General features: G+C 50.3%; 16 protein-coding genes. 7 read left to right on the forward strand and 9 right to left on the reverse strand.

Features of this window, described 5'->3' with window-relative positions; genetic code table 11:
* Nucleotides 1-69: 69 nt before the first annotated feature.
* The 5 genes from V5J35_RS21850 (at nt 70) to V5J35_RS21870 (ending at nt 4,998) form a co-directional block, all read left to right on the forward strand.
* A complete protein-coding gene (locus V5J35_RS21850) occupies nt 70-240 on the forward strand; it encodes a XapX domain-containing protein (protein WP_354009163.1) in 171 nt (56 codons plus the stop codon).
* 103 nt (nt 241-343) lie between these two features.
* Nucleotides 344-1,816, forward strand: a complete 1,473-nt coding sequence (locus V5J35_RS21855) for an ArnT family glycosyltransferase (protein ID WP_354009164.1) — start codon at nt 344-346, stop codon at nt 1,814-1,816.
* 254 nt (nt 1,817-2,070) lie between these two features.
* On the forward strand, nt 2,071-3,318 hold the full coding sequence (locus V5J35_RS21860) for a GtrA family protein (RefSeq protein ID WP_354009165.1): 1,248 nt from the start codon (nt 2,071-2,073) through the stop codon (nt 3,316-3,318).
* Nucleotides 3,319-3,322: 4 nt separating this feature from the next.
* Complete coding sequence (locus V5J35_RS21865; protein ID WP_354009166.1) at nt 3,323-4,555, forward strand: glycosyltransferase family 9 protein; 1,233 nt, start codon at nt 3,323-3,325, stop codon at nt 4,553-4,555.
* 113 nt (nt 4,556-4,668) lie between these two features.
* Complete coding sequence (locus V5J35_RS21870; RefSeq protein ID WP_354009167.1) at nt 4,669-4,998, forward strand: helix-turn-helix transcriptional regulator; 330 nt, start codon at nt 4,669-4,671, stop codon at nt 4,996-4,998.
* Between the two features lie 255 nt (nt 4,999-5,253).
* On the opposite strand, the gene V5J35_RS21875 is transcribed toward V5J35_RS21870, so the two are convergent.
* From V5J35_RS21875 to V5J35_RS21900, 6 genes are all read right to left on the reverse strand, one after another.
* Nucleotides 5,254-5,562 carry an HU family DNA-binding protein gene (locus tag V5J35_RS21875; RefSeq protein WP_472924784.1) on the reverse strand — a complete coding sequence of 103 codons (309 nt, stop codon included), beginning with the start codon at nt 5,560-5,562 and terminating at the stop codon, nt 5,254-5,256.
* 68 nt (nt 5,563-5,630) lie between these two features.
* Nucleotides 5,631-10,931, reverse strand: coding sequence for a hypothetical protein (locus V5J35_RS21880; RefSeq protein ID WP_354016497.1), 5,301 nt, complete (start codon nt 10,929-10,931; stop codon nt 5,631-5,633).
* A 250-nt stretch (nt 10,932-11,181) separates the two neighbouring features.
* Nucleotides 11,182-12,696, reverse strand: a complete 1,515-nt coding sequence (locus V5J35_RS21885) for an Ig-like domain-containing protein (RefSeq protein WP_354016498.1) — start codon at nt 12,694-12,696, stop codon at nt 11,182-11,184.
* Nucleotides 12,697-12,898: 202 nt separating this feature from the next.
* Entirely contained in the window at nt 12,899-14,269 is a 1,371-nt protein-coding gene (locus V5J35_RS21890) for an HlyD family type I secretion periplasmic adaptor subunit (RefSeq protein ID WP_354009170.1), read from the reverse strand.
* Entirely contained in the window at nt 14,266-16,398 is a 2,133-nt protein-coding gene (locus tag V5J35_RS21895; RefSeq protein WP_354009171.1) for a type I secretion system permease/ATPase, read from the reverse strand. The genes V5J35_RS21890 and V5J35_RS21895 overlap by 4 nt, the downstream gene beginning before the upstream one ends.
* Nucleotides 16,399-16,846: 448 nt before the next feature.
* A complete protein-coding gene (locus tag V5J35_RS21900) occupies nt 16,847-17,707 on the reverse strand; it encodes a universal stress protein (RefSeq protein WP_354009172.1) in 861 nt (286 codons plus the stop codon).
* Nucleotides 17,708-17,912: 205 nt separating this feature from the next.
* On the opposite strand from V5J35_RS21900, the gene V5J35_RS21905 reads away from it, so the two are divergent.
* Nucleotides 17,913-18,545, forward strand: a complete 633-nt coding sequence (locus tag V5J35_RS21905) for a MiaE family protein (protein WP_354009173.1) — start codon at nt 17,913-17,915, stop codon at nt 18,543-18,545.
* A 35-nt stretch (nt 18,546-18,580) separates the two neighbouring features.
* Here V5J35_RS21905 and V5J35_RS21910 read toward each other — a convergent pair whose 3' ends face one another.
* The 3 genes from V5J35_RS21910 to V5J35_RS21920 all read right to left on the reverse strand — a co-directional run bounded on the left by V5J35_RS21910 (nt 18,581) and on the right by V5J35_RS21920 (nt 21,978).
* Nucleotides 18,581-19,300 carry a UDP-2,3-diacylglucosamine diphosphatase gene (locus tag V5J35_RS21910; RefSeq protein ID WP_354009174.1) on the reverse strand — a complete coding sequence of 240 codons (720 nt, stop codon included), beginning with the start codon at nt 19,298-19,300 and terminating at the stop codon, nt 18,581-18,583.
* Nucleotides 19,301-19,792 (reverse strand): peptidylprolyl isomerase, encoded by a 492-nt coding sequence (locus V5J35_RS21915; protein WP_354009175.1) that lies wholly within the window; start codon nt 19,790-19,792, stop codon nt 19,301-19,303.
* 62 nt (nt 19,793-19,854) lie between these two features.
* Entirely contained in the window at nt 19,855-21,978 is a 2,124-nt protein-coding gene (locus V5J35_RS21920) for an SET domain-containing protein (RefSeq protein WP_354009176.1), read from the reverse strand.
* 301 nt (nt 21,979-22,279) lie between these two features.
* On the opposite strand from V5J35_RS21920, the gene V5J35_RS21925 reads away from it, so the two are divergent.
* Nucleotides 22,280-23,950, forward strand: coding sequence for a glutamine--tRNA ligase/YqeY domain fusion protein (locus V5J35_RS21925; RefSeq protein ID WP_354009177.1), 1,671 nt, complete (start codon nt 22,280-22,282; stop codon nt 23,948-23,950).
* The last annotated feature ends 40 nt before the right edge of the window (nt 23,951-23,990 follow it).

Consider the following 23,990-nt stretch of genomic DNA (forward strand, 5'->3'; position numbering starts at 1 on the left):
GGAAATCCTGGATTGTTTTTTCATCGACTATTATTGAGGTAATATTCACAACTGCGAACGTATTGAGCCATGACTGAAGTTCTGCTTGCGACTTTTACCGGATTTATTGTTGGGCTTATCTTCAGCTTCTTAAAATTACCCATACCAGCGCCGCCAGTGTTGTCCGGTGTAATGGGTATTGTCGGTGTCTATCTGGGGCATGAGGCTTTTCAGTTGTTGATGAAGCATCTGGCGTCCTGATTTATAAGTACACCTTCTCCCGGGCGGCAAGACCTAAAACGATTGTTTAAAATGGTTCAGCCCATTAAACTGCGCGTTTGGATTTGTTTCGAGCGTTGACAGAATGGCAGAGTCGAACCGGCAGCTCACATCTTGGTTAATTATTCTCGCAGTACTGGCTGTGCATCTGGCACTGGCCTCGGGGCTTCCTCTGGGCGTTGATGAAGCCCACTATACCTTGTACGCCCTGCACCCTGACCTGAGTTACTTTGATCACCCGCCAATGGTTGGCTGGTTGCAGCTGCTGATTGCGCCTCTTGGGTATAGCGAGTTTACCGTTCGACTGATCCCCGCACTGTTGTATGCGCTGTCCAGTATCCTGGTTCTGCGTCTTGGCAAAACGCTGTTTAATGATGAGTCTGGAAGAACAGGGCTGGTTGCCGTCTTTCTGCTGAATACTGCCCCGATTCTTCAACTGATGGGCTGGGGGATGGTGCCTGACCTGCCGTTGATGGTGGTGGCATTGCTGGCGATTGACGTTACCTGGCGGATTTATCAGCGCAATCAGTTGACAGACTGGCTGCTGCTTGGCGTTTTGTACGGTTTTGCCGGTCTGTCAAAGTACACTGCGCTGTTTCTGCCCATTGGGCTGGTCGGCTTTCTGTTCCAGTACCAGGGGTTGCGCTGGTTGCGACAGCCTGGTCCGTGGCTGGCAGCGGTTATTGCGTTTGTCCTGATCTCTCCGGTACTGATCTGGAATGTCCGGCACGACTGGGCATCCTTTGCTTATCAGCTGGACCGGGGTATAGAAGTCAGTGTCTGGTCCCTGAAAGACGCTCTGGGTATGCAGGTTGGCCAGATGCTGTTGTACAGCCTGCTCGCTTATGTAGTCGGCATTGCTGTTGTGATCAGTGTTCTGCGTGGTCGCTTTCCAAAGGAACACAGGGCGGCAGCCTGGCTGATTATCTGGAGTGCCTGGCCCGGTCTGCTGGTGGTGGCTTATTCGGCTGGTGGTGACGCGGTATTACCGAACTGGCCAGCGATGATGTGGACCGTTCTGGCTCCTCTCAGTGCCTTTTGGATCTGTCTGAGCTGGAAGAAACTGTGGGTTAAAATCCTGACGCTGGTATCCAGCGTGCTGTCTGTCGGTATTATTGCTTTCCTTTTTGCCTTTCTTGCCTTTATGCCGCTGTCAACGTTCCCATTTATGAAGGGTGCCATTAAAGACCTGGTTGGCTGGAAACAGGCTGCGGTTCATGCCCGCCAGCTGCTGGAAGAAGTCCGGCAGGAAACGGGCAGCGAAGAACCGGTGCTGCTGGTGGATAACTGGGTGCGTGCCAGTCGCATTGCCTGGTATGCCTGGCCTTTGCCGGTTCAGGTGATCAGTGACAGGGTTTCTCAGTTTGATTTCTGGTACGGTGAGCCTGATTCTGATACCCGGGGTATTCTGATCCGGGATAATCGCCCAGTCCCTGAGGATGGACGCTATGAAAAATCAGGTATCGTCTGCCAGCTTCGGGATGTCCTGAATACCGGTGTGGACGGTGTTGAGGTCAACAGCTTCCAGTTTTACTACTGTGATCCGGCGTTGAAATAGCCATTCGTTTAATGGCATCCAATGAATGTGCCGCCCTTTGCTGCGAGTTATTTACAAAGTACTCTTTACAAAGTGGCGTAATGGCGGCATTTTCCTATTAAACAGAGCGTGAATGCCTATTTATCTATGTCAGACTGGATGGCTGACGGGGGTTTTGATGGCAATTATACTCGTTTGGTACAAGTTCACTTTCTTCAAATAGTACGATTGTTATAATGACGCCCCACTATTTTATGTCCACGAGACAACAAGGGATGCTCCAGTCTTTCTTATCTGATCAAAACCCGTATTTCCGACTGTTGAAATGGGCGACTCTGCTGCTGTTGCCCTTTGCTCTGGTATTTCATTTTGACAGCATCAACCAGTCAACCTTTCTGTGGTTGAACAACCCTGCCAACACCATTGGCAGTGATGCCCTGTGGGTTGTACTCACCAACTTTGGTGACGGCTTCTTTCTCTTTCCTCTGACCATGCTGCTGTTTGTGATGAAGCCCCGGCAGCAGCTGGCCGTTATCCTGACCATATTAACGGGGGCTCTTTTACTGAATGGTGGTAAAGCGATAATTGACTCGCTGCGCCCTGCGGGTGAGCTGGGAAGCGAAATGCTGAATATTATCGGGCCAACCGTCCGCAAGAACTCACTGCCTTCCGGACATACCGGCACTGTTTTTCTTCTGGTAGGACTGGTTCTGGCGCATTTCAAGGGAGCCATTCGCTGGTGGGTGCTGCTGTTTGGCGCGCTGGTTGCGTTTTCGCGAATTGTTGTCGGAGCCCACTGGCCGCAGGATCTGGTCTGGGGTATCTGGGTTGGCATTCTGGCAACGGTCATCGGTTCTACGCTGGCTGACCGAATCGGCTCTGGTTTGAAATCCCGCCTGTTCCTGTTGTTTTTAACAGGCGTCTGTATGGCCTTCCTGCCATTTTACGACAACGGTTTCCCGGAACATTTTCCGTTCCTGGTTTACTGGCAATATGCTCTGGCAGGTCTTTCTCTGGTGCTGGCACTGGCGACGCTGTTTACCCTTTATAAGGATTATGTCGAGGCTGACCTGTTTGTTGAAGGTACACTGGCTAATAAACTCTATAAGCTGGTTCACCGTCTGGTGAAGTTTGGTCTTGTTGGTGCGACCGGGTTTGTTGTGGATATGGGCATTTACTGGTTGATGTCGGTGGCGCTGGGTATTCCTCACCTTGTTGCCCGTGGCGGCTCTTACTGGTTCGCAGCCAGCTGGAACTGGTACTGGAACCGGACGTTTACCTTTAACCATGTTGAGAAAAGCAGGAAAGCGCCTCAGTGGATCAAGTATCTGTCCATGTGTCTGGTCAGCTTCCTGCCAAACTGGGGCTCCTATTACCTGCTGACAGAGTTTGTACCGTTCTTTGCGGACTTCAAGATGCTGGCAATGATTGCCGGTGTTCTGGCGGGTATGCTGTTTAATTTTACGTTTGCGTCTGTGTTTATTTTTGCCACTGGTCGAGATGCCAGTGTAAGGGAAGGGTAGTCCCATGAAAGTAGATACCATGAGGGTAATCGACCACTATGTTGGTGTGCCGTTGTGTTTTCTGTTGAAGCTGGTGTTTAAAGTAAAAGAGCTGTTTTTCAGACCAAAGGAAAAACAGCCTGAGAATGTACTGTTTATTGAACTGTCTGAAATGGGCAGTGCTATCCTGGCTGATCCGGCCATGCGCTGGTTGAAGGATCAGGGTAAAACTCTGCATTTTGTCATTTTTCAAAAAAATGTGGCCAGCCTGAAGCTGTTGAACACGATTCCTGAAGAGCGGATTTTCACTATTCGGCCAGACAGCTTATTTACGCTGGCGTATGACAGTCTGCGATTTCTGGTCTGGTGCCGGCAGCGTAACATCGATACGACTATTGATCTGGAGCTGTTTTCCCGCTTTACGGCGTTGTTGTCACGACTGTCGGGGGCGGTGAACCTCACAGGTTATGATGGCGTGCATGAAGAGGGGCTGTATCGGGGGGATTTCCTGACCCACCCTGTCATGTATAACCCTCATCATCATATTTCCCTTAACTTTATGGCGCTGGTGCAGGCCTGTATGGGGGAGAAAGGGCAGCCTTACCAGAGAAAACTGCTGGACCAGAAGAATATAGAACTGGCACGTGCAGAGGTGGATGAGCAGCTTAAACAATCGGTGCTGAACAAACTGGTGGATTTGAAGCCGGACTTCAGTACTGACAAGTTCAGAGTGATGCTGGTTAATCCGAATGCCAGTGATCTGTTGCCTCAGCGCCGCTGGATGCGGGATCGTTATGCCAGTGTCATTAGCCGGGTCCTGGATGAGTATCAGGATATTCTGGTGGTGATTACCGGCGCGCCTGCGGAAAAGGCGGGGGCTGAAGAGCTTAAACAGATGGTTGGGCATGAACGCTGTGTGAATAGCGCTGGTGTATTTACCTTTGCTGAGCTGGTACCTTTGTATTCGGTTTCTTTTGTTATGCTGTCGAATGACTCAGGGCCTCCACATTTCGCATCGGTGACCGACCTTAAAACCTTTGTTATTTTTGGTCCGGAAACGCCAGAGCTGTACGGTGCATTGGGTAACTCAACGCCTATTTATGCCGGGCTGGCCTGCTCTCCCTGTGTCAGTGCGGGGAACCATCGAAAGACCACCTGTTTTGATAACCAGTGCCTGAAGGCGATCAGTGTGGATGAGGTGATCAATACCATGAAGCCAACACTGGATGGACAGATGATCGCGCAGCAAAGGGCATGATTCATGAAGCAGGGAGCAGTTTATGACTGCTCAATCGCAACATTTCATTACCGGATGATGTGTTACACTGATTTTTAATAAGAGGTTTAATTTTCGTACACGAGAGTTCATGGATGAACCTGACAACACGAATATTGCGAGCGCGTAAGGAAAAACGCTTATCGCAACAGGCTCTGGCTGATTTGATTGGGGTTTCCCGCAGCGCTCTGGCACAGTGGGAAACGGAAATGAGCAGCCCGAGTCTGGAAAATCTGCGTAAGATGGCCGAAATTCTGGAAATCTCTTTTGAATGGATAGCCACAGGGCGGGGCAACCAGTATCTGACATCACCAGTTGATTCGATCTGTGATACGGAAGTCGACAGTGAAATTTTGCGGGCATTAAACCGGATGAACCTGAAGAAAAAAAGAGCCATTCTTAATGTCATGAAGGCTATGGCCTGACCGGCGTGCTTCACTCCCTTTTTACGGTTTATGGACAGGGCAGAATCGTTGTGATTTGCCCTGTTTTTGTGGTTAAGAAAACGCTGTTGGGTATTGTTTAAACACCGCAAAAGTAATGCTCATGATGAAGCAAATAATTTTGATTGGTATTGATAGAAATTCGAACACTTGATTGGTATAAGGCTTGTTGTTTAATGCTTCAATGGACGAATAATTTGAAAGTCAGTAAGAAAAAAGATAAATAAGTGATTCTGTTTACTTAATGGCTTCCTTAAGTTTGTTGCCCGGTTTAAATTGGGGCATTTTACAGGCGGGAATATGAATCTCCTGACCCGTTTGAGGATTTCTTCCTTTTCGGGCTGCCCGGTCCGTCACTGAAAATGTACCAAAACCAATCAGCTGCAGGGCGTTTCCCATAGAAAGGGAGTCCTGAGTTTGATGTATAAAGGTATTGACGACCAGTTCTGCTTTATTTTTTGATAAACCAGACCGGTCGGCTACCTGTTCAACAAGTTCTTTCTTGTTCATGTTCAAGCTCGGATTTATTACCTGTGAGTGGAACAAGAATCCCGGGTTATAAGCAAGAAAGTTATAACCCGGGGACCAGAATTCCTGATTAAGCAGGAATAGAATTAAGTATGTTGATAATAAGTGATCTGACCATCCAGGCTAAGAGCAATCGCAGGGTTATTATCAACGGTATTGATAGTGACCAGAGGATCATTTGTACAATCAGGGTCTTTTATTTTGCAAGGATCCTGAAGTTGAACCTGATTTTCAGTACCTTGCTGCGCTGAGCCTTCGCTCATAAGCTTGAGCAGCTTACCGCTCATATCAGACTCCTGCGTTAGTGTTTTAAGTTCCTCCCGCAGGCCATTCAAGTCTATGATCGAATAATATTTAATATCATAGCCATTGATGACGGTGCCTGGTTCAGTGACAAGATGCCGGTCTTCCAAAATGCAGTTTGGATCGCCTTCAGAAGGAGAGTAAGACTGCTCTTTTCCAACACCAAAACTGATGCCGCTGCCCAATGGGGAAGCTGATGAGTCAAATTTAATGATGCCGTCAGGCATTGAAACGTCTTTACCTGTTACCCTGACAAGATCGGATACTGTACGGTCGAAGTGCAACTCAAACTTATGTGTAGCTTCAGGATCAGCAGGTTTTACCGTCAGTGTTGCAAGGTTTTCAGCACTGACGTGGTCTAACTTGTAAACATTAACATCGCCAGCGACAGACTTATCCAGAGGGTCAAGGTCCGTACCCTTGTACCTAACGGTAAAGCTTGTACCCAGCGAGTTTTTTGAAGCATCAGGCTTGAGTTGCAGGTATAGAGAGCAGTGGGGTGTCAGCCTGGTCTCCATTATATTGTTAATCATAAGGCCAGCAGGAAATTCATCCTTGTAGTAGCAAGGACCTGGATTAGGACAGCCCCAGTGAACATGAGCATAAGCTAATGATTCATAGGGTGTCTCCATTTTGATTGGATAGGCTGTAAAGTTATCCAGAACCGCATCCAGATACTCAACCTGATCAGGACTGTTAGATTTCGTGACACCACCCAGAAGCTCTACGGGATACTCACTGACCGGTGAGCCTAGAATCATCCCATGTATACTTTGTGCCTCTTTGCCTGTAACTGAGCTTCCATCCTTGGAAATATCAGACTGCTTACCATCAATTAACATACGATAAGTCGACGTACTCTGATCCACCAGAGTACGACTGATGCAAACTGAATGCCATTGACCATCTGCAACGACAGGTTCGGCAAAGAGACCACTGTTGTGATCAGCGATGCCAATTTGTCCTTTCTCGTTAAATGCGCCAAACAGATGAGTTTTGGCGCCTGTGTTCGATGTTTCGTCGTAGTACCCGGCAAGGGATGGGAATAGTTGATTGCCTGTCGAGGCTTTTGCTGAAGTTTTAATGTCAAAACAGATCGTATAACTATCGTTAAACAGATCTTTGAAGTCCTGGATTTGTAAAGCTCCCTTGCCAAGTTGCAAACCAGAACCTAAAGACCCCTGTACTTGATTAATAGAACCTGAGATTTTTGCTTGAGCAGGGTAAGTTTGTGAAACAAGAGTATCTTGCCCGGGCCGAATATTATCAAAGGTGTAATGGAGTGATGGTGTTTCTACGCCAATGAAAACTTCTTCATTATGCTCCAGTCCTTCGGCTTTGAATCGAATTGTAGCAAGCTTCATATGCTCACTGGAGAGGTCAATCTTTAAATTGCCTTTTTTTGTATAGTCGAGGGGTTGTTCAAGAATAGCCTTGCCACTGGCATCAAGCTTAATCGTTTTAATGTAAGGTCTGTCTTGAACTTTCCGGGTCTTACCTTTGATGGTGACTATGTCAGAATCGAGAGTAACATGAACCTTGGCATTCGGCTGAACTGGAGAAGTGAGTTCAACTTTCCATGGTGTCAGGCCGTCTTTGTCATTGCATTTGCCGCTGCATTTTGCGGCATACATAACGATGTGGTGACCATAAACGCCGGCACCACTCAGAGCCTTCAGGTTTCCAATATTACTATCTCTGTCGCCATCAACAATCAAATTTTCCTGAAGTTCCGGAACATTGGATAACAGCTTGGCATCTAGTGCTTTTGCTGCATCGTCCATTGCATAAAGGTTGACTTTCACCTCCTGTTTAAGCAAGAGATTGTTAATCTCAAGGCTCCATTCATGGTTTTTTGCTCTACCTGTAATTATGCCGTTGTTTTTATCAATCGTATTAACATGATCACCCGTCAGCTTAAGCTGCACCCTGCCTCTTGGAAGAGGGTGAGTACCTTTTAGCACAATAGACTTGGTGTCCGTGTTTAGAGCAGAGGTCACCGCAAAATCATAAGTATCAGGTGTCGTATAGCTTTCATCCAGAAAGCTGGTGTTTTTCAGTACGTCGGTAGCGGACAGGTGAAGCTGATAGGTTTGGCCGGGCTTCAGGCTATCAATCTGGACACTGAAAATACCGTTGCTGATGATGCCGGTAAAGGGCTTTTGAATACCTGGCACCTGCACGGTCACACTGCCTTTGGGCTCGGGGTGTCCGTCCTGGTCGAGCGCCTTACCGGTCAGGGTGCAGGTACCGGCAGTCAGCTGGAAGCCCGGGTCAATGGTTAGCTCTGGTCCGGTATGGTCGACGGTGATCGCCGTATCGGGCAGTTGCTTGTCCTGGTAGCCTGGCGCGCTGGCTGTGAATGACGCGGTGTACTGGCCTTCGTTCACCGGCTCACTGATGGTGAAGAGACCTTTGCTGTCAGCCTTGACCTGATTAGTGACTGGCTGGCCGGTGGCGGGTGTCAGGGTCAGGGTGACCGTGGCGTCAGCCGTTGCAGAGCCTTTCCATTGCAGAGTGTCTTTGCTGGTGAGGCTGTCAGGCTCCTCAGAGAATTGCAGGTTGGTGACTGGCTGGGACGGTGTGGTGTAACTGGTGTCCAGTGGCTGACCGGTGTTCTTCAGTTCGTCGGTCGCGCTCAGGCTGAGTTTATAGGTCTGAGCGTGCTTCAGGCCATCAATCTGGACATTGAAAATACCGTTGCTGATGGTGCCGGTAAAGGATTGTTGAATAGCTGGCACCTGCACGGTCACACTGCCTTTGGGCTCGGGGTGACCGTCCTGGTCGAGCGCCTTACCGGTCAGGGTGCAGGTACCGGCCGTCAGCTGGAAGCCCGGGTCAATGGTCAGCTCTGGTCCGGTCTGGTCGACGGTGATCGCCGTATCGGGTAGTTGCTTGTCCTGGTAGCCTGGCGCGCTGGCTGTGAATGACGCGGTGTACTGGCCTTCGTTCACCGGCTCACTGATGGTGAAGAGACCTTTGCTGTCAGCCTTGACCTGATTAGTGACTGGCTGGCCGGTGGCGGGTGTCAGGGTCAGGGTGACCGTGGCGTCAGCCGTTGCAGAGCCTTTCCATTGCAGAGTGTCTTTGCTGGTGAGGCTGTCAGGCTCCTCAGAGAATTGCAGGTTGGTGACTGGCTGGGACGGTGTGGTGTAACTGGTGTCCAGTGGCTGACCGGTGTTCTTCAGTTCGTCGGTCGCGCTCAGGCTGAGTTTATAGGTCTGAGCGTGCTTCAGGCCATCAATCTGGACATTGAAAATACCGTTGCTGATGGTGCCGGTAAAGGATTGTTGAATAGCTGGCACCTGCACGTTCACACTGCCTTTGGGCTCGGGGTGACCGTCCTGGTCGAGCGCCTTACCGGTCAGGGTGCAGGTACCGGCAGTCAGCTGGAAGCCCGGGTCAATGGTTAGCTCTGGTCCGGTATGGTCGACGGTGATCGCCGTATCGGGCAGTTGCTTGTCCTGGTAGCCTGGCGCGCTGGCTGTGAATGACGCGGTGTACTGGCCTTCGTTCACCGGCTCACTGATGGTGAAGAGACCTTTGCTGTCAGCCTTGACCTGATTAGTGACTGGCTGGCCGGTGGCGGGTGTCAGGGTCAGGGTGACCGTGGCGTCAGCCGTTGCAGAGCCTTTCCATTGCAGAGTGTCTTTGCTGGTGAGGCTGTCAGGCTCCTCAGAGAATTGCAGGTTGGTGACTGGCTGGGACGGTGTGGTGTAACTGGTGTCCAGTGGCTGACCGGTGTTCTTCAGTTCGTCGGTCGCGCTCAGGCTGAGTTTATAGGTCTGAGCGTGCTTCAGGCCATCAATCTGGACATTGAAAATACCGTTGCTGATGGTGCCGGTAAAGGATTGTTGAATAGCTGGCACCTGCACGGTCACACTGCCTTTGGGCTCGGGGTGACCGTCCTGGTCGAGCGCCTTACCGGTCAGGGTGCAGGTACCGGCCGTCAGCTGGAAGCCCGGGTCAATGGTCAGCTCTGGGCCGGTATGGTCGACGGTGATATCTTTGTCGGGCAGGATATTGGCCTTATGCCCAGGAGCGGAGGCCATGAACCTAACGGTATGGCTGCCTTCGGTCACCTTCTCGCTTAAGGCGAAGAAGCCACTGGTATCGGCCGTGACATCTTTGCTGACATAGTTGCCAGAGGGGGTTTTAATAATCAGGTCGATCGTGGCTCCGGGCGTGGTTTTACCTTCCCATTCCAAGGTGTCGTTGTTGGTGAGACTGTCTGGCTCCTTAGAGAATTGCAGGGCAGTGACCGGCAAGGGAGGAATTGAGAGTACTTCGAGTTGAGTGGTGCCCGCATTACTCAGGTCGTCGCTGCCGGTGATCTCGGCATTATAGGTATGGTTTGGGGCTAGATTGATCAGCTCGACGCTGAAATGACCGCCTTTAATCGAACCGGGATATGACTGTCCACTATCGAGTTTCACAACCACACTGCCCACAGGCTCCGGCTTACCGAGATGATCGGTTGCGGTACCGGTCATGGTGCAGGTGCCTGCCGTGGGCTTGAAGCCGGGGTCGACCTGCAACACAGGGCCGGTGCGATCAACAGTGACATTGCTGCCAGCCAGGCTTGCATCCTGATACCCGCTGGCTGTGGCGGTCAGGGTAGTACTGTAGCTACCTTCAATCAGTTTCAAAGCTATGGTAAAGAAGCCCTGATCATCTGCATCAACGGTTTGCTCAACAAGATCGCCTTTAGTGGTGGCCAGAGTCAGGGTCACCTTGGCATTGGGGGCTGCACCAGAACCTTTCCACTCGGTCAGGATTAGATTTGTACGTTCTCCCGGAGCTTCATCAATGGTCAGTTGCATGTCAGGCATTGCAACTGTAAATGAATCCTGCTCTATCGCTGTGCCTGGCAGCCCGGTCTGGGTTCCTGTGAATGTTACTGTATGTCGTCCGAAGTCGAATACTTCGCTGAACTGATAGCTCCAGGTGTCATCATCCTGAACAGTAATGGTGTCTGTTTTACCAGCAAAGCTGATTTCCAGCTTACCTTCGTGGGGGAAGGTGCCTGTCCATTCCGGATTGGCATTGGTCGATGAATCGTCCGGGCGGTTTTGAATGATCAACTCAGGTTGCAGAGGCTGATATTCGAAAGTGTAGTCCTGAGGATTACTGGCATTACCGGCAACATCAACAGCGCTAACTTCAGCCCGGTACTGGCCTTGCTCGGGTACAGTCGCTGTCGCCTTGAAAACTCCGTTTTCTACTGTTGCAGTTGTGGAAACACTGATCCCTGGTTTGAAAACATTGACGAGTTTGATTGAGACAGTGCTGCCGTTTTCGTCGCATTGACCAGTAAAACTGACGTCAGGGTCTTTATAGATGCTTTGAAGGCGGGTCCAGGCTGATAATTGCAGGCGTGGTATCGAGTGTTATCGTTTCTTCTACTGTGTCGGACTCACCTTCATTGTTGGTATAGATGGTTTTTAGCTGGCAGGTATAGGCATTGTCTCCAGCCAGTGTAATTGGGAACTCTGCCAGGCCGTCCTTATTGACCGTTGATTTAACGTCTATACCCAGAATGGTAAGAACAACCGTTGCATCCGGTTGAGACTTCACGGTAAGCAACAGGTCTTCTGAGCTGGTTATGGTGTCAGAGTCGCTGATGCCGGTATCTGGCTGGATTTTAAAATCATAAGGGGTGGACTGAACCAGCAGTTTTGCTGTTTTATGTACTTCGACACCGGCAACGCTGACCGATGATGCGCTGAATTCTGTTAGTCCATCGTTCAGGTTTGCGACAGCCTGTGACCATGTTCCTTTGTCATCAGCGGTGACTTCCCAGTGGTTATCACCCTGAGTCAGTGTGAATGTCAGGCCGGGGGTTGCTGTACCTGTGATGACTGCTGCTTTGTTATAAGTGACAAAGTTATAGTTGTCATCACTGGCTGGGTTATCGAATTCCAGAGCAGGAGCTCGGGAGTCAACCTCCACAGTAAAGGCGGAAGATGGTGCGCTGGTACCACTGCCACTGGAGGCTGTGGCCGTTAATGTAAAACTGCCGTCTTTCCCGGTATTCCACCGGGTTGACCACTGCCCCTGACTGGATACCTGAATTCCTTCTTTTATCACCGCACCATCGCAGAGCAGAATGACATGAGTACCAGCCGGGGCTGAACCACTGATGGTCAGTTCTTTTTCTAAGGTGATATTGTCATCACCTGAACCTGTATTGGGTGCAAAGGATGTGATATCTGGTGCGGCTGGGGGTAAAGGTGTCTCATCTGGCGCAACCGGTTCATGGCTGTGCTCAAAGGCGACTGTTTCACCGGCAGAGGGTAATAGATCCTCAGTTTCTGTTGTTGAGGCCCTGATGGCGTCACTTCTGGTGGCAACCTCTTCTGCCATTTTGGTCACAATTTCTGTGGCGTCAGGCTGGGGGTTTTCTCCCCTGTCTGCATGCACAATTTCAGGGGGTTCCGATATGCCCTGTTTGGCAGACGTTGGAGAGGGCATCGATGCGTCTGAACGGGCAACAGGCTTTGCCAGTGGCTGCTGGGCAGGCGTTGCCTCAGAGGAGCTGTCAGGGGTGGTTGTGATCTGTTCAGCCGCTTCAACCAGATTTTTTATTCCGGGATCCAGTGTCGCATCAGATGATTCTGTCAGTGCATTGCTGAGGCTGGCTTCACCCTGGCTTTCATACTTCAGGGTCTTGTTTGCCTGCTTAAAGACAATTTGGCCGCCATCACCGACGATAATTCTGGCGTCGGCAGGTATTTTATCGCCTTTCTTAAGCTTAATGTCATTACCGGCCTGATCCTTGATAGTGACATCACCTTTGACGCCAACGAAGAAAACCGGTGCATTTTGTGGATTATAAACTGGGGCCATTTTAAACCTCGACAATCATTAAACTGCTGACAACTTCATGTCAAAATTCTTATCTGGCTGATGAATCAGTATTGTTCATCATGCCTGTTTTTTCTGAAATTTCGTTCAGGCACCCTACCGTTGTACTGATGCAAAGTAGCGATGCAGGTGTATCTGAGCACACTGCATACCTTGACAGGTTGTTGCTCAGATATTGCCCGGATCAGGGTTCCCTCATGGCATTCTTCCTGGCACGAATAATTGGCTTCAGTATGTAGTCCAGCACCGACTTCTTTCCGGTCAGAATATCCACACTGGTCTGCATTCCCGGAATGATCGGCAGTGGTTTTTCGGAGCTGCCAAGGTGGCTTTTTTCCGTTCTGACCCGAACAATATAGAAGCTCTGGCCGTTTTCGTCCTGAATCGTATCGGCGCTGATGTGTTCGACCTGTCCTCTGAGGCTGCCGTAGACCGCAAAATCATAAGCTGTAACCTTGACAATGGCGGGCTGACCCAGTCGCAGAAAAGCAATATCCTTCGGGCGGATCTGCGCTTCGATCAATAGCTGGTCCTGAAGCGGAACCACTTCCATTAACTCCATGCCGGGCTGTACAACACCACCCAGGGTATTGGAGTTGATCTTTTTCACGGTACCTTCGACCGGTGAGCGCACCAGGGTTCGGTTGACCCGGTCTTTCTGAGCCGTCAGATGTTCTTCCAGCTGGGCCATGCGGATACCGTTTTCCTTCAACTCGTGCAGGGCTTTCTGGCGGAAGTTCAGTTGCAGCTCCGGTTCTCGCTGCTGAGCTGCCTGTAACGCCGACTCCAGTCTTGGAATAGCCAGCCTGGCACCGTCAAGGTCACCGGCCAGTTCGTTCACTCTCTGTTCCAGTCGCAGAAGCTCGACTTCTGAAACGGCTCCCTGTCTGGCCAGTGGTCGGGTGAGTTCGAGTTCACGACTGGCCAGCTTCAGGCTGTTTTTCAGGTGTTTTTCCCTGGAGCGCATTTCACTCAGTTCCTGACGGCTCTGATTAACCTTTTCTTCCGCAATCGTCAGTTCAGTCTGCAGAGTTTGCAGACGGTTATTAAACAGGTTGGTTTCCCGGATGATGTCCTTATCCTGATCTTTAACATCGTCGCCAAAAGACAGGTCGGTACCATCGCTTTCACTGCGCAGGCGATAAGCGGTCGCTTTAAGGCTGGAATATTCGACTTCAGATTCCCTGAACACAGACAGAAAGCGCGTGTTGTCCAGTTGCATCAGTGACTGGTCTGCTTTAACCCGGTCGCCTTCACTGACGAAAATATCCGAGATGATGCCGCCTTCCAGGTTTTGAATAACCTGTACCCTTGAAGAAGGCACCACTTTGCCGACACCCCGGGCAATTTCATCCAGTTTGGCAAACCCTGCCCAGATCAGAAAAATCATCACGGTGGCCATGCACAGGTAAATGAGTGCGCGCCCGCCTCTGGGTGACTGGGTCAGGATGGCAGCACTGGTGTCTGGCATGTAGTCCATGGACAACTGTTGCTGACGGTAGTGGCTGATACTTCCCAGAAAACGCTGCCATGCGGTTCTCAGTTTGTTGTTCATAGCGTCACCTTTCCCTGTTCCAGAGCTTCAATGACTTTTTCCTTAGGTCCGTCAGCAATCAGGTGACCGCGATCGAAAACGATGATGCGATCCACCAGATCCAGCATGCTGCTCTTGTAGGTGGTAATGATCAGAGTCTTGTCTTCGGCTAACTCCCTGAGGCGTTCCCGGAACTGATATTCAGTGAGGCTGTCCATGGCACTGCAGGGTTCGTCAAACAGTAAAACACTGGGGTTGCTCAACAGGGCTCTGGCCAGTGCAACGCTCTGGCGCTGGCCGCCGGACAGATTACTGCCCCGTTCGGCAACAGGCATCTGCAGACCGAGGGGGTGAAGGTTGGTAAATTCTGTGACGCCGCATAGCTGTGCGGCTGCCAGAACGGCTTCGTCGTCGACATAACCGGCTCCCAGGGTAATGTTGTCCCTGACGGTACCAAAGTAGAGTTGAGTGTCCTGTGACACATAGGCTATACGATCGCGAAGCTCATGAGGTGAAAGTTGTTGCAGGTCAATCCCGTCAACACGGATATGCCCGCCGGTTGGCGTAAAGAAGCGCATAAGCAGGCGCTGGAAAGTGCTTTTCCCGGAGCCCATACGACCAATAACGGCGACTTTCTCACCCGCCCTGATTTCAAGGTTGATGTTGTTAAGTGCCATTCCATGCTGTTTGGGGTACTGGAAGCTGACTCGCTCCAGAAGGATATTTTCAGAGATATCCGGTGTTTTCAGTGTGCTGTTGTGGTTCTGCTGTTCAGTGGGAAGGTCCATCACTTTATTCAGGCCGGCCAGCGCAGATTTGGCCTGATAGTAGCGGGTTGAAAGAGAGGATAGCTGGGCAATGGGTGCCAGGCTTCTGCCTGAGAGCATGACCGCTGCGATCAGCCCGCCCATGCTCAGACTCTGTTCAACAATCAGATAAACACCGCAGACCACGATGCCAATGGTAACGAGTTGAATGACCAGTGAAGACAGGGTAGCGGCAGAGGTGGTCAGGGAGCGGGTGCGGATATCCCACATGGCAATATGGCCTGTGAGTTTTTCCCAGCGATGCTGAAGCTCCCCTTCCGCACTTTTGGCCTTGATGCCTTCAATACCGCTGAGGGTTTCAACCAGAGCGGCGTGTTTCTGGGCGCTGCTACGCTGAGTGTTTTCAATGGCAGACCGAAGTCCGGGCTGAATAAACCAGCTGTGCAGGGCAATAATCAGAATGCCTGTCAGTGGCACCAGTACCAGAGGGCCTCCAAGCAGGCCGACAACGGCAAGAATCAACAGGGTGAAAGGGAGGTCGACCAGGGTGGCAACCGTCGAGGAAGTAATGAATTCACGGATGTAGTCAAACTCCTGTAAATGCCGGGCGAAGGAACCTACGGATACAGGACGGGCTGAAAACTGTAGCCCTAATGTCTGTTCAAACAGTTGTGCCGACAAGAGGATGTCCGACTTTTTACCGGCAATATCAATAAAGTGTGACCGGGCTGTTTTCAGCAGGTAGTCAAGAAAATAGGCAACGCCTGCACCGATGGCCAGTACCCATAAAGTGTCTGTCGCATTATTGGGTACCACGCGGTCATAGACGTTCATAATGAACAGCGGACTGACAATGACGAACAGGTTGACCACCGCCGAGGCGATGATGACGTCACGATAGATTTTACGCGAGCGCAACAGGGTTCCCCAGAACCAGTGGCGTTCTGGCAGGTTCAGCGTTTCCGGGGTTCTTTCATCGTACTGGTGTTTTTCCTTGACAAAGATAACCTCGCCGGTCATCTGCTGTTCCAGCACGGTACGATCGACGAGTTCACTGCCTCCGGACTCAGTGGTCAGCACCCGGTACTGTTCACCAACCCTGTCGGTAATCAGGCATGCACGATGGTTTTTAAGCAATAAAACAGCAGGCAAAACCAGGGCGCTAAGCTGGTCGAGATGGCTTTTGAGGGGCCTGGCTGACAGTCCGACCCGCTCGGCTGCCCTGATAAACAATGGAATATCCAGCTGTCCGTTTTCAAGGGGCAGACCTGCAATAAGCGTACTGGATGAAGCGTTGATGTGATAATGGCGGCAGAGTTGAATCAGGCATTCCAGTAAAGGGCTGGAATGGCCGGATGTAGCCTGTTTTATATCTTCACTCATAGACAGCTGTTTCCCTCTCACCTGAATCTGGTCAAACGATGAACGCCTGATCTGGTTAAGGCGAAAAGGATCATGTTTATGGCGGCAGTTACAATCCAGTAACTATCTAACAACACGAACCCGTTTGTTCATCAATTGTTTTTTCTGCAGTGGTCGCTATTTTTCAGCAATGGTAGCTATGACCCGAAAATAAACAGATAGTTTCAGAGTACTGTCGTGTTAAGTGGCTTGGTGTTCCCCGAATTTATCCCGAAAACAAAGGAGGTATTTGCTGACCAGTCCAGTTATCAGCAGGCAATGCCCTGGTTACTTAGCCGAATATCCTTATGAGATTCTTATAACGATATGTACTTCTCGGCTTAATAAAGTAGTCGGGATTATGTGGAGTGCAAGGGCAGGGCAGGTAAAGTGAAGACCTCCCGGAACAGAAACGGGAGGTCTGGCAGGGCTATCTTTCCAGTTCCCGTTCCAGTGGAATCATATGATGCCTGGGTTGTACGACAAGCAGGTCGGTATCAATATCCGAAATCAACTGTTCTGCAGTATTGCCCAGGGCAACGGCGGGCAAACCGGTTCTGGCCTGTGTACCCATGACCAGCAGGTCAGCCTGCAGTTCGCGGCTCAGCTCTGGAACCAGGGACTCTGCCGGGCCGGGACGGACATGGATGTCGTCAGGCTGTATGCCGTAATTGCGAGCGTACTCCTGACAGTTGTTGAGATAACGGTCTTTATCCGTTGTGCCATCGCCCTGGTCCTGAATGGCCAGCATTGTGGTAGGGTGTGCTGTTGCCAGATGCAGGGTGGCACCATAAACATCGGCACTGATCCGGGCGTTTTGCAGGATGGCCTGATTCAGCTGGTGATGGTGTTTGTCATCAGGGTCGGCATTGACTGCTGCGAGCATGTGAGAGCCCTGATAACTGCGGTCATGGCGAACCAGCAGAACAGGTACCCGGCACTGGCGCAGAAGGTTCCAGTCATTCGGGGTGGAAAATGCACTAAGCAGGCCGCCTTCCGGCTGGTAATCTTTAATGACCAGGTGGCAGCGTTCCATCTGTCGAACATGAATAATGGTGTCGACCAGACTTTTCGACCATTTTTCCTGGGTGTGGACTTCAACACCCTGATCCCGGATTTTACCGGACAGGACTTCAAGTTTTTCTCTGGAGGCTTCTGATGGTTTTGGATTGGCAGACAGGACGTGGAGCTCTGATCCTGTTGCCTTTACAATATCTACGGCACGATTCAGAGCGATCTGTTTTTTCTTGCGCGTATCAATCACAACAAGAACTTTGGCAACTCCCCGCATGGTTCACACTCCATTTTTATGTTCTTTAATCCTGATCTTACCCAATAAAAAACGAGGTACGTTTGATCTGTGTCAATTAAAATGTCTGTGATTAAGAGTAATGGTATCCTTTGGGTTTTGTTGATTGAATTCGTGTCAACATAAGAATAATTTATGAGCCGGAAATACCCCCATAGAAAAAATATAAGTCGTATGAGTATCCAGCATGCTGAGAGATAACCTGTCTGCCCCGCTGTCCGACCTGTTTCCGGAACTGGCTGCTTTTTTATTGTGCAGAACGCCGGATGTCTGGGTAGAAACAGCTTTAGAACATCAGGATATCTTATTGATAGACCATGCAAACTGTGAAAAAAAAGCGGCTTCCACGGCTCTGAATCTGATGTTCCGGTATATTCACCATGAAGACCTGCTGCACAAAATGTCCCGGCTGGCACGGGAAGAGTTACTGCATTTTGAGCAGGTGATGGCTTTAATGAAAAAGCGAAATGTTCGTTACCGGCAGGTTTCAGCTTCACGTTATCCGGGGCTGATGCGTGAGCAGGTTCGTAAACGCGAACCAGAACAACTGGTGGATATTCTGATTTGTGGAGCGTTTATTGAAGCCCGGTCCTGTGAGCGTTTTCACAAGCTGGCCTTTCATGTGGATGACGAGCTGGCAAAGTTTTATCGCTCTCTGCTGCTGTCTGAAGGGCGGCATTTTATGGACTACCTGACACTGGCGGAAGCAATTGCACAGACGGATATCTCAGACCGGATTGCTGTGTTTGCTGCTATTGATCAGCGTGCCATTGAGTCAGGCGACCAGCAGTTCCGTTTTCACAGTGGCAGACCTTCTTAAACCCCACCGGCTCCGGCGGGGTGAAGGGCAGGAAATCAAAGATTGAAACGTTGCTGGTGCAATCCGTCGGCACTGGAAAGCACCCAGCCAAACCGGTCCCAGTCGCCCAGTACAATGCGTTGACCAGTACCGTTGGATAACGTTACGGCGTGGATGTCGGGACGATGGGTATGGCCATGAATCAGGGTTTTTACCCTGTATTGCTCCATAACCCTGATGACTTCACCACGGTTTACATCCATGATTTCAAGTCTTTTGCCAGACTTTGCTTTCTGGCTGTTGGCGCGAATTCGGCCAGCGAGTTTTTTGCGGTAGCTCAGGGGCAGAAGTCGTAAAAAGCCCAGAACCAGAGGGTGGCGAATACGCCTGCGGTATTTCTGGTATTGCTCATCGTCAGTACACAGCAGATCGCCATGCATCAGCAGGGTCTTTTCACCGTTCAGTTCAATGGTGCAGGGGTCTTGCAGCCACCGGGCACCGGTTTGCCTCAGGAAGCGGCGCCCGACTGCGAAGTCCCGGTTGCCGGGCATAAAGAAGAGTTGATGACCTGCATCGGTGTAGCACCTGAGCTTATCTGCGATTTCCTGGTGGAAAGGCTCCATGGCATCATCTCCCACCCAGTACTCGAAGAAGTCTCCAAGAATGTAAAGGGCATCGCCTTTCGGAGCCTGTTCATCCATAAAGCGCAAAAACGCCCGGGCTATGTCCGGGCGTTCGGGGGTCAGGTGCAGGTCGGAAATGAACTGCGCCTGCATTTACACCAGTTCCGCAGACTCGATCACCACGTCTTCAACCGGTACGTCCTGATGGCCAGCCCGGAAAGTGGTTTTCGCGCCCTTGATCTTGTCAACGATTCCGGTACCTTCAGTGACCTTGCCAAATACGCAGTAGCCCCAGCCGTCCTGCGTTTTGCCGGTGTGGTTCAGGAAACTGTTGTCGGCAACGTTGATGAAAAACTGGGAGGAAGCTGAGTGTGGGTCCATGGTGCGAGCCATGGCAACGGTGTAACGGTCGTTCTTGAGGCCGTTGTCTGCTTCGTTTTCAATGGGGGCATTGGTAGACTTCTGAACCATGCCTGGCTCAAAACCACCACCCTGAATCATAAATCCGTCAATGATGCGATGAAAGATTGTGCCGTCGAAATGACCGCTCTTCACATACTCTTCGAAGTTTGCAGTCGTTTTAGGCGCTTTTTCAGCGTCCAGTTCCAGCTTGATGTCGCCGAAATTGGTATGCAGTACAACCATGTGGTTACCGTCTGTTCAATGGATACTGTACCCTGAGTACCATAAGGACTCCGGGCAGGAGATCAAGGCATTTTAGGTGTTTCTGGCGTCGGTGTAAAAGGGGGGCGGGTATCTGGTTCGACTTCAGCAGCCGTAGAGAGTCGTTTTTCGTTACCAGAAGCCTGGTCTTTGATCTGGCTTTCAAACTCAAGGCCTTTTTTCTTAAGTGTTTCAAAGGCTTGCCCAAAAGGCAGTTTTTCCACTGAGCAGGGTAAGGCTAAATCGGGATACCTTTTCATGATTATCAAGGCCGCATGCTTGTTCGGCAGGTTTCTCCATGCCAGGGAAAACAGTTGTTCATAGAGCGCAGATAATGTCGGACTGACCGGTTGGTGAAATAAAGCCAGTGATCTGTATATCGTTGCACTGCTGAGGCTGTTAACGATCCCGGGGTCATCAAACCCAAAGTGTTCGATATATTGTAGAAATAGTGCGCTTGATATGTACTTGTAGTTATTCAGGTTTAACCCCTCTGTTTTTTTGAAAGGAAAGCAGGTCGAGTCAGACGTACCGTGAGACTCTGGTGAACCGGTTTTTTTAAGTTTCTCTGAAAAACTCTGTGGAATGCGCATAAAATTGAAGTTTCGCTGCTGAGCCCAGTTCTTAAGGGTCTGAAAATATTGGAGTTCATCCTGCACAGTACTTTTGCCGGCATGCTCAACAAGGTCACTCAAGTAGCTGTTTTTTGTGTCATCATGCTCCTTCACAGTGATGCCGTACTGTCTTAAGAGCTGATAAATCATGGGCAGTGTCCAGAGAGACCAGCCCTGTTTTTTGGGGGCGGGCTGGTTGGCTGTGAAAGGTTGCCCCCTGTAACTCTGAGGCGGGGTAATATCCCTGAAATTTTTATCCAGTTTTTTTTTCAGTTTTTTATCTTCGGGTGTATTAAAGTCAATCAGGCCACCGGGTTCCAGCTTTGTCACAGACCTTATGTAATTATCCAGAAAGTATTCATAAAGGGCAGTGGAGGGATCCAGCACCTTCAGACAGTTTTTTAACTGTACGGTATCCAGGTGGTATTCAGGTTTTAAAAGCGTACAGAAAATGTGTATGTGTGCTGCCTGCCACCGGTCAGCCGGTTTGAACACGCCATTGCCAGGAATCGAAAGTGGTTCATTTCTGGCTTTATTGTTCCAGCTGTCAGCAATTCTTTTCGGTTCTACTTTCAGTGAGCTGGCGTAATGGGCAACAGAATTAAAATATTCATTGGATGAACTATTCAGCTTTCGCAATACCGACGGGTTGAGCATTTGTCTGTCTGTCACTCCGGCTTTGTGCAGTGCGTATCGGGCAATCGCAGAAGACCACCCCTGAGCTGAATCCTGCCATTCAGGAATGAGCGGAAGTGGATTTTTTTTGAGTGATCTGGTCACGCTTTGCATGTGACTGGAGTGGCGGTCAAGCAGTTTTCTGGCCTCTTTCCTGTTTCGGAGCTGTGGGGCAAAAAATTTTTGATAGTCGTCGGGAAATTGATCCTGAAAACGCTTCCAGTAATCGGTTCCGTAAGAAACGAACAGCTCTTCCCCCTTATCGATAGGTCGCAACGACTTAATATAGATGCACTGACGTTCGGAAATGGGAACAAAAGTAACGTTTGGGGGAGTGAAAATATTGATTCCATCATTTATAAAACCACCCCCTCCCATTCCCGGCTCGGGTTGTTTTGGAGATTGAATGACAGTGTGCCTGTCAATACCGGCCAGATGGCTCCAGTCTTCATAATGCTCAGACAGTTTTTCACGTTCTTCACTGTCGACGTTAATGACAGGCCCGCCGTACCAGGTGATGAATTCACCTTTATCAATGTCCTGGTCAGCAAACAGTCCGTTGCCGGCACCCGCAATGGTACTCTCTGAAACGGTGAGGCCATGACCAATGGAGTAAAGGTCTTTTTTGTCTGGGAGGCGTCTCTTTTTTTTGGAAGACTGAGGGCCGTTAGGATTTGCAGTGTTGTCCATCAGCTGGCAGGTACGCTTGCGAGCTTTCGGTATTCTGCGAGAGTCAGCTTGTTTACCCCGGACAGATGGTAAGGTTGTACTGGTAGCTTGCACAGGCAATCCTGCGTTGCTCTTTTTGGTGTCAGGTTGTGCAGTACTCACCCGGGCCATCTGGCAGGCAATAGATGTAGGAGGGTTGGATGGGGACATCGTAAAGCTGCTCCTTGCTCTGTTGATAGCATGTTTTAAAGTGAATGCCTGATTGTCTTATGATCGTTTTTTTCCCAATTAGTTCATTGTTAATTCATTGCTAAGAGGGGGGTGGAGCTTTCGGGGGGAGAGGTTTGTGCTGTCTGGTTGAACCGCGAGTGATTATAATGGTAGTCTCGCATGTTTGAAAAAGTTTCATGAATTCGATGTCCGGCACTTTCCTGTAAGCGAGCCTATAGCGAGCGATACTGCGAGAGTACAGTGAAATAGCCGGGCGTCACCCTCCAAGATACTGGTTGCAATGAGCACAACAGACAAACCGAGTAACTTTCTGGAGCAGATCATTGAAAAAGATCTGGCCGAAGGTGTAGTAACTTCTATCCATACACGTTTCCCGCCAGAGCCTAATGGCTTTCTGCACGTGGGCCACGCGACTTCTATCTGTTTGAATTTTGGCCTGGCCGAAAAATTCGGTGGGCAGTGTAATCTGCGTTTTGACGATACCAACCCTGAGAAGGAAGAGCAGAAGTACGTCGACAGCATCCGGGAAGATGTAAAATGGCTTGGTTTCCAGTGGAGTGGCGAGGTTCGTTATGCCTCCAGTTACTTCGACACGTTCTACGAATGGGCTGTTCACCTGATCAGGGAAGGCAAGGCCTACGTTGACCATCAGGATGCAGAGTCCATGGCGCGAAACCGTGGTGACTTTAAAACGCCCGGCGTTGAAACCGAAGATCGCAAACGTTCAGTCGAAGAGAACCTGGCTGAGTTTGAAAAAATGCGTGCCGGTGAATACGAAGAAGGCAGTTGCAGCCTGCGTGCCAAAATCGACCTGCAGCACCCGAACATGAATATGCGTGATCCGGTGCTGTACCGTATCCGCAAACAGAGCCATCACCAGACCGGTGACAAGTGGTGCATCTACCCAAGCTATGACTTTGCCCATGGTCAGGAAGATGCCATTGAGGGCATTACCCACTCCATCTGTACGCTGGAGTTTCAGGACCATCGTCCGCTGTATGAATGGTTTATTGAAAACCTGCCAGTGCCGCACAAGCCGCGGCAGTATGAATTTGCCCGCACCAACCTTAACTACACCATCACTTCCAAGCGCAAGCTGAAGCGTCTGGTGGATGAGAACTTTGTCACCGGCTGGGAAGACCCACGTATGCCAACGGTGTCCGGTATGCGTCGCCGTGGTTACACGCCGGCTTCCATTCGCAAGTTCTCCGATATGGTGGGTGTCAGCCGTACTGATGGTATTGCGGATATTTCCATGCTGGAACACGCTATCCGTGACGACCTGAACCAGAATGCCCCTCGTGGCATGGCAGTGCTGAATCCATTGAAAGTGGTCATTACCAACCTGCCGGAAGGCGAGGTTCAGGAAATGACTGCACCCATGCATCCGAATAAGGAGATGGGTGAGCGTACCCTGCCGTTCACCCGTGAGCTGTATATTGACCGCGCTGACTTTACCGAAGACACCACCCTGTCCCGCAAGAAGTTCAAGCGTCTGGTAAAGGGTGAGTATGTGCGTCTGCGCAGTGCTTACGTGATAAAAAACGATGACGTGATCAAGGATGAGAACGGTGAGATTGTTGAAATTCACTGTTCTTATGTGCCGGGTACCGTGGGTGAAAATCCGCCGGAAGGGGTGAAACCTCGCGGTGTGATCCAGTGGGTGTCCGCGAGCCACGGCAAGCAGGTTGAACTGCGACTGTACGATCGTCTGTTTAACCATCAGGCACCGGACAAGGGCGAAGAAGATTTTATTACCCATCTCAACCCGAACTCTCTGGAAGTGAAGCAGGCATGGGTTGAGCCGGGTCTGGCCAATGCTGAGCCGGAACAGGGTTTCCAGTTTGAACGTGAAGGTTATTTTGTGGCGGATCGTTACGATCATAGCCCGGAACATCCGGTGTTCAATCTGACGATTGGTCTGAAAGATACCTGGGCCAGTAAGGCCTGAGGATAGGATGCACAGCAGCCTTCAGTTTGCTTTAGTAGAG

Origin of the sequence: Endozoicomonas sp. NE40 (assembly GCF_040549045.1) — a bacterium.
GTDB classification, from domain to species: domain Bacteria; phylum Pseudomonadota; class Gammaproteobacteria; order Pseudomonadales; family Endozoicomonadaceae; genus Endozoicomonas_A; species Endozoicomonas_A lisbonensis.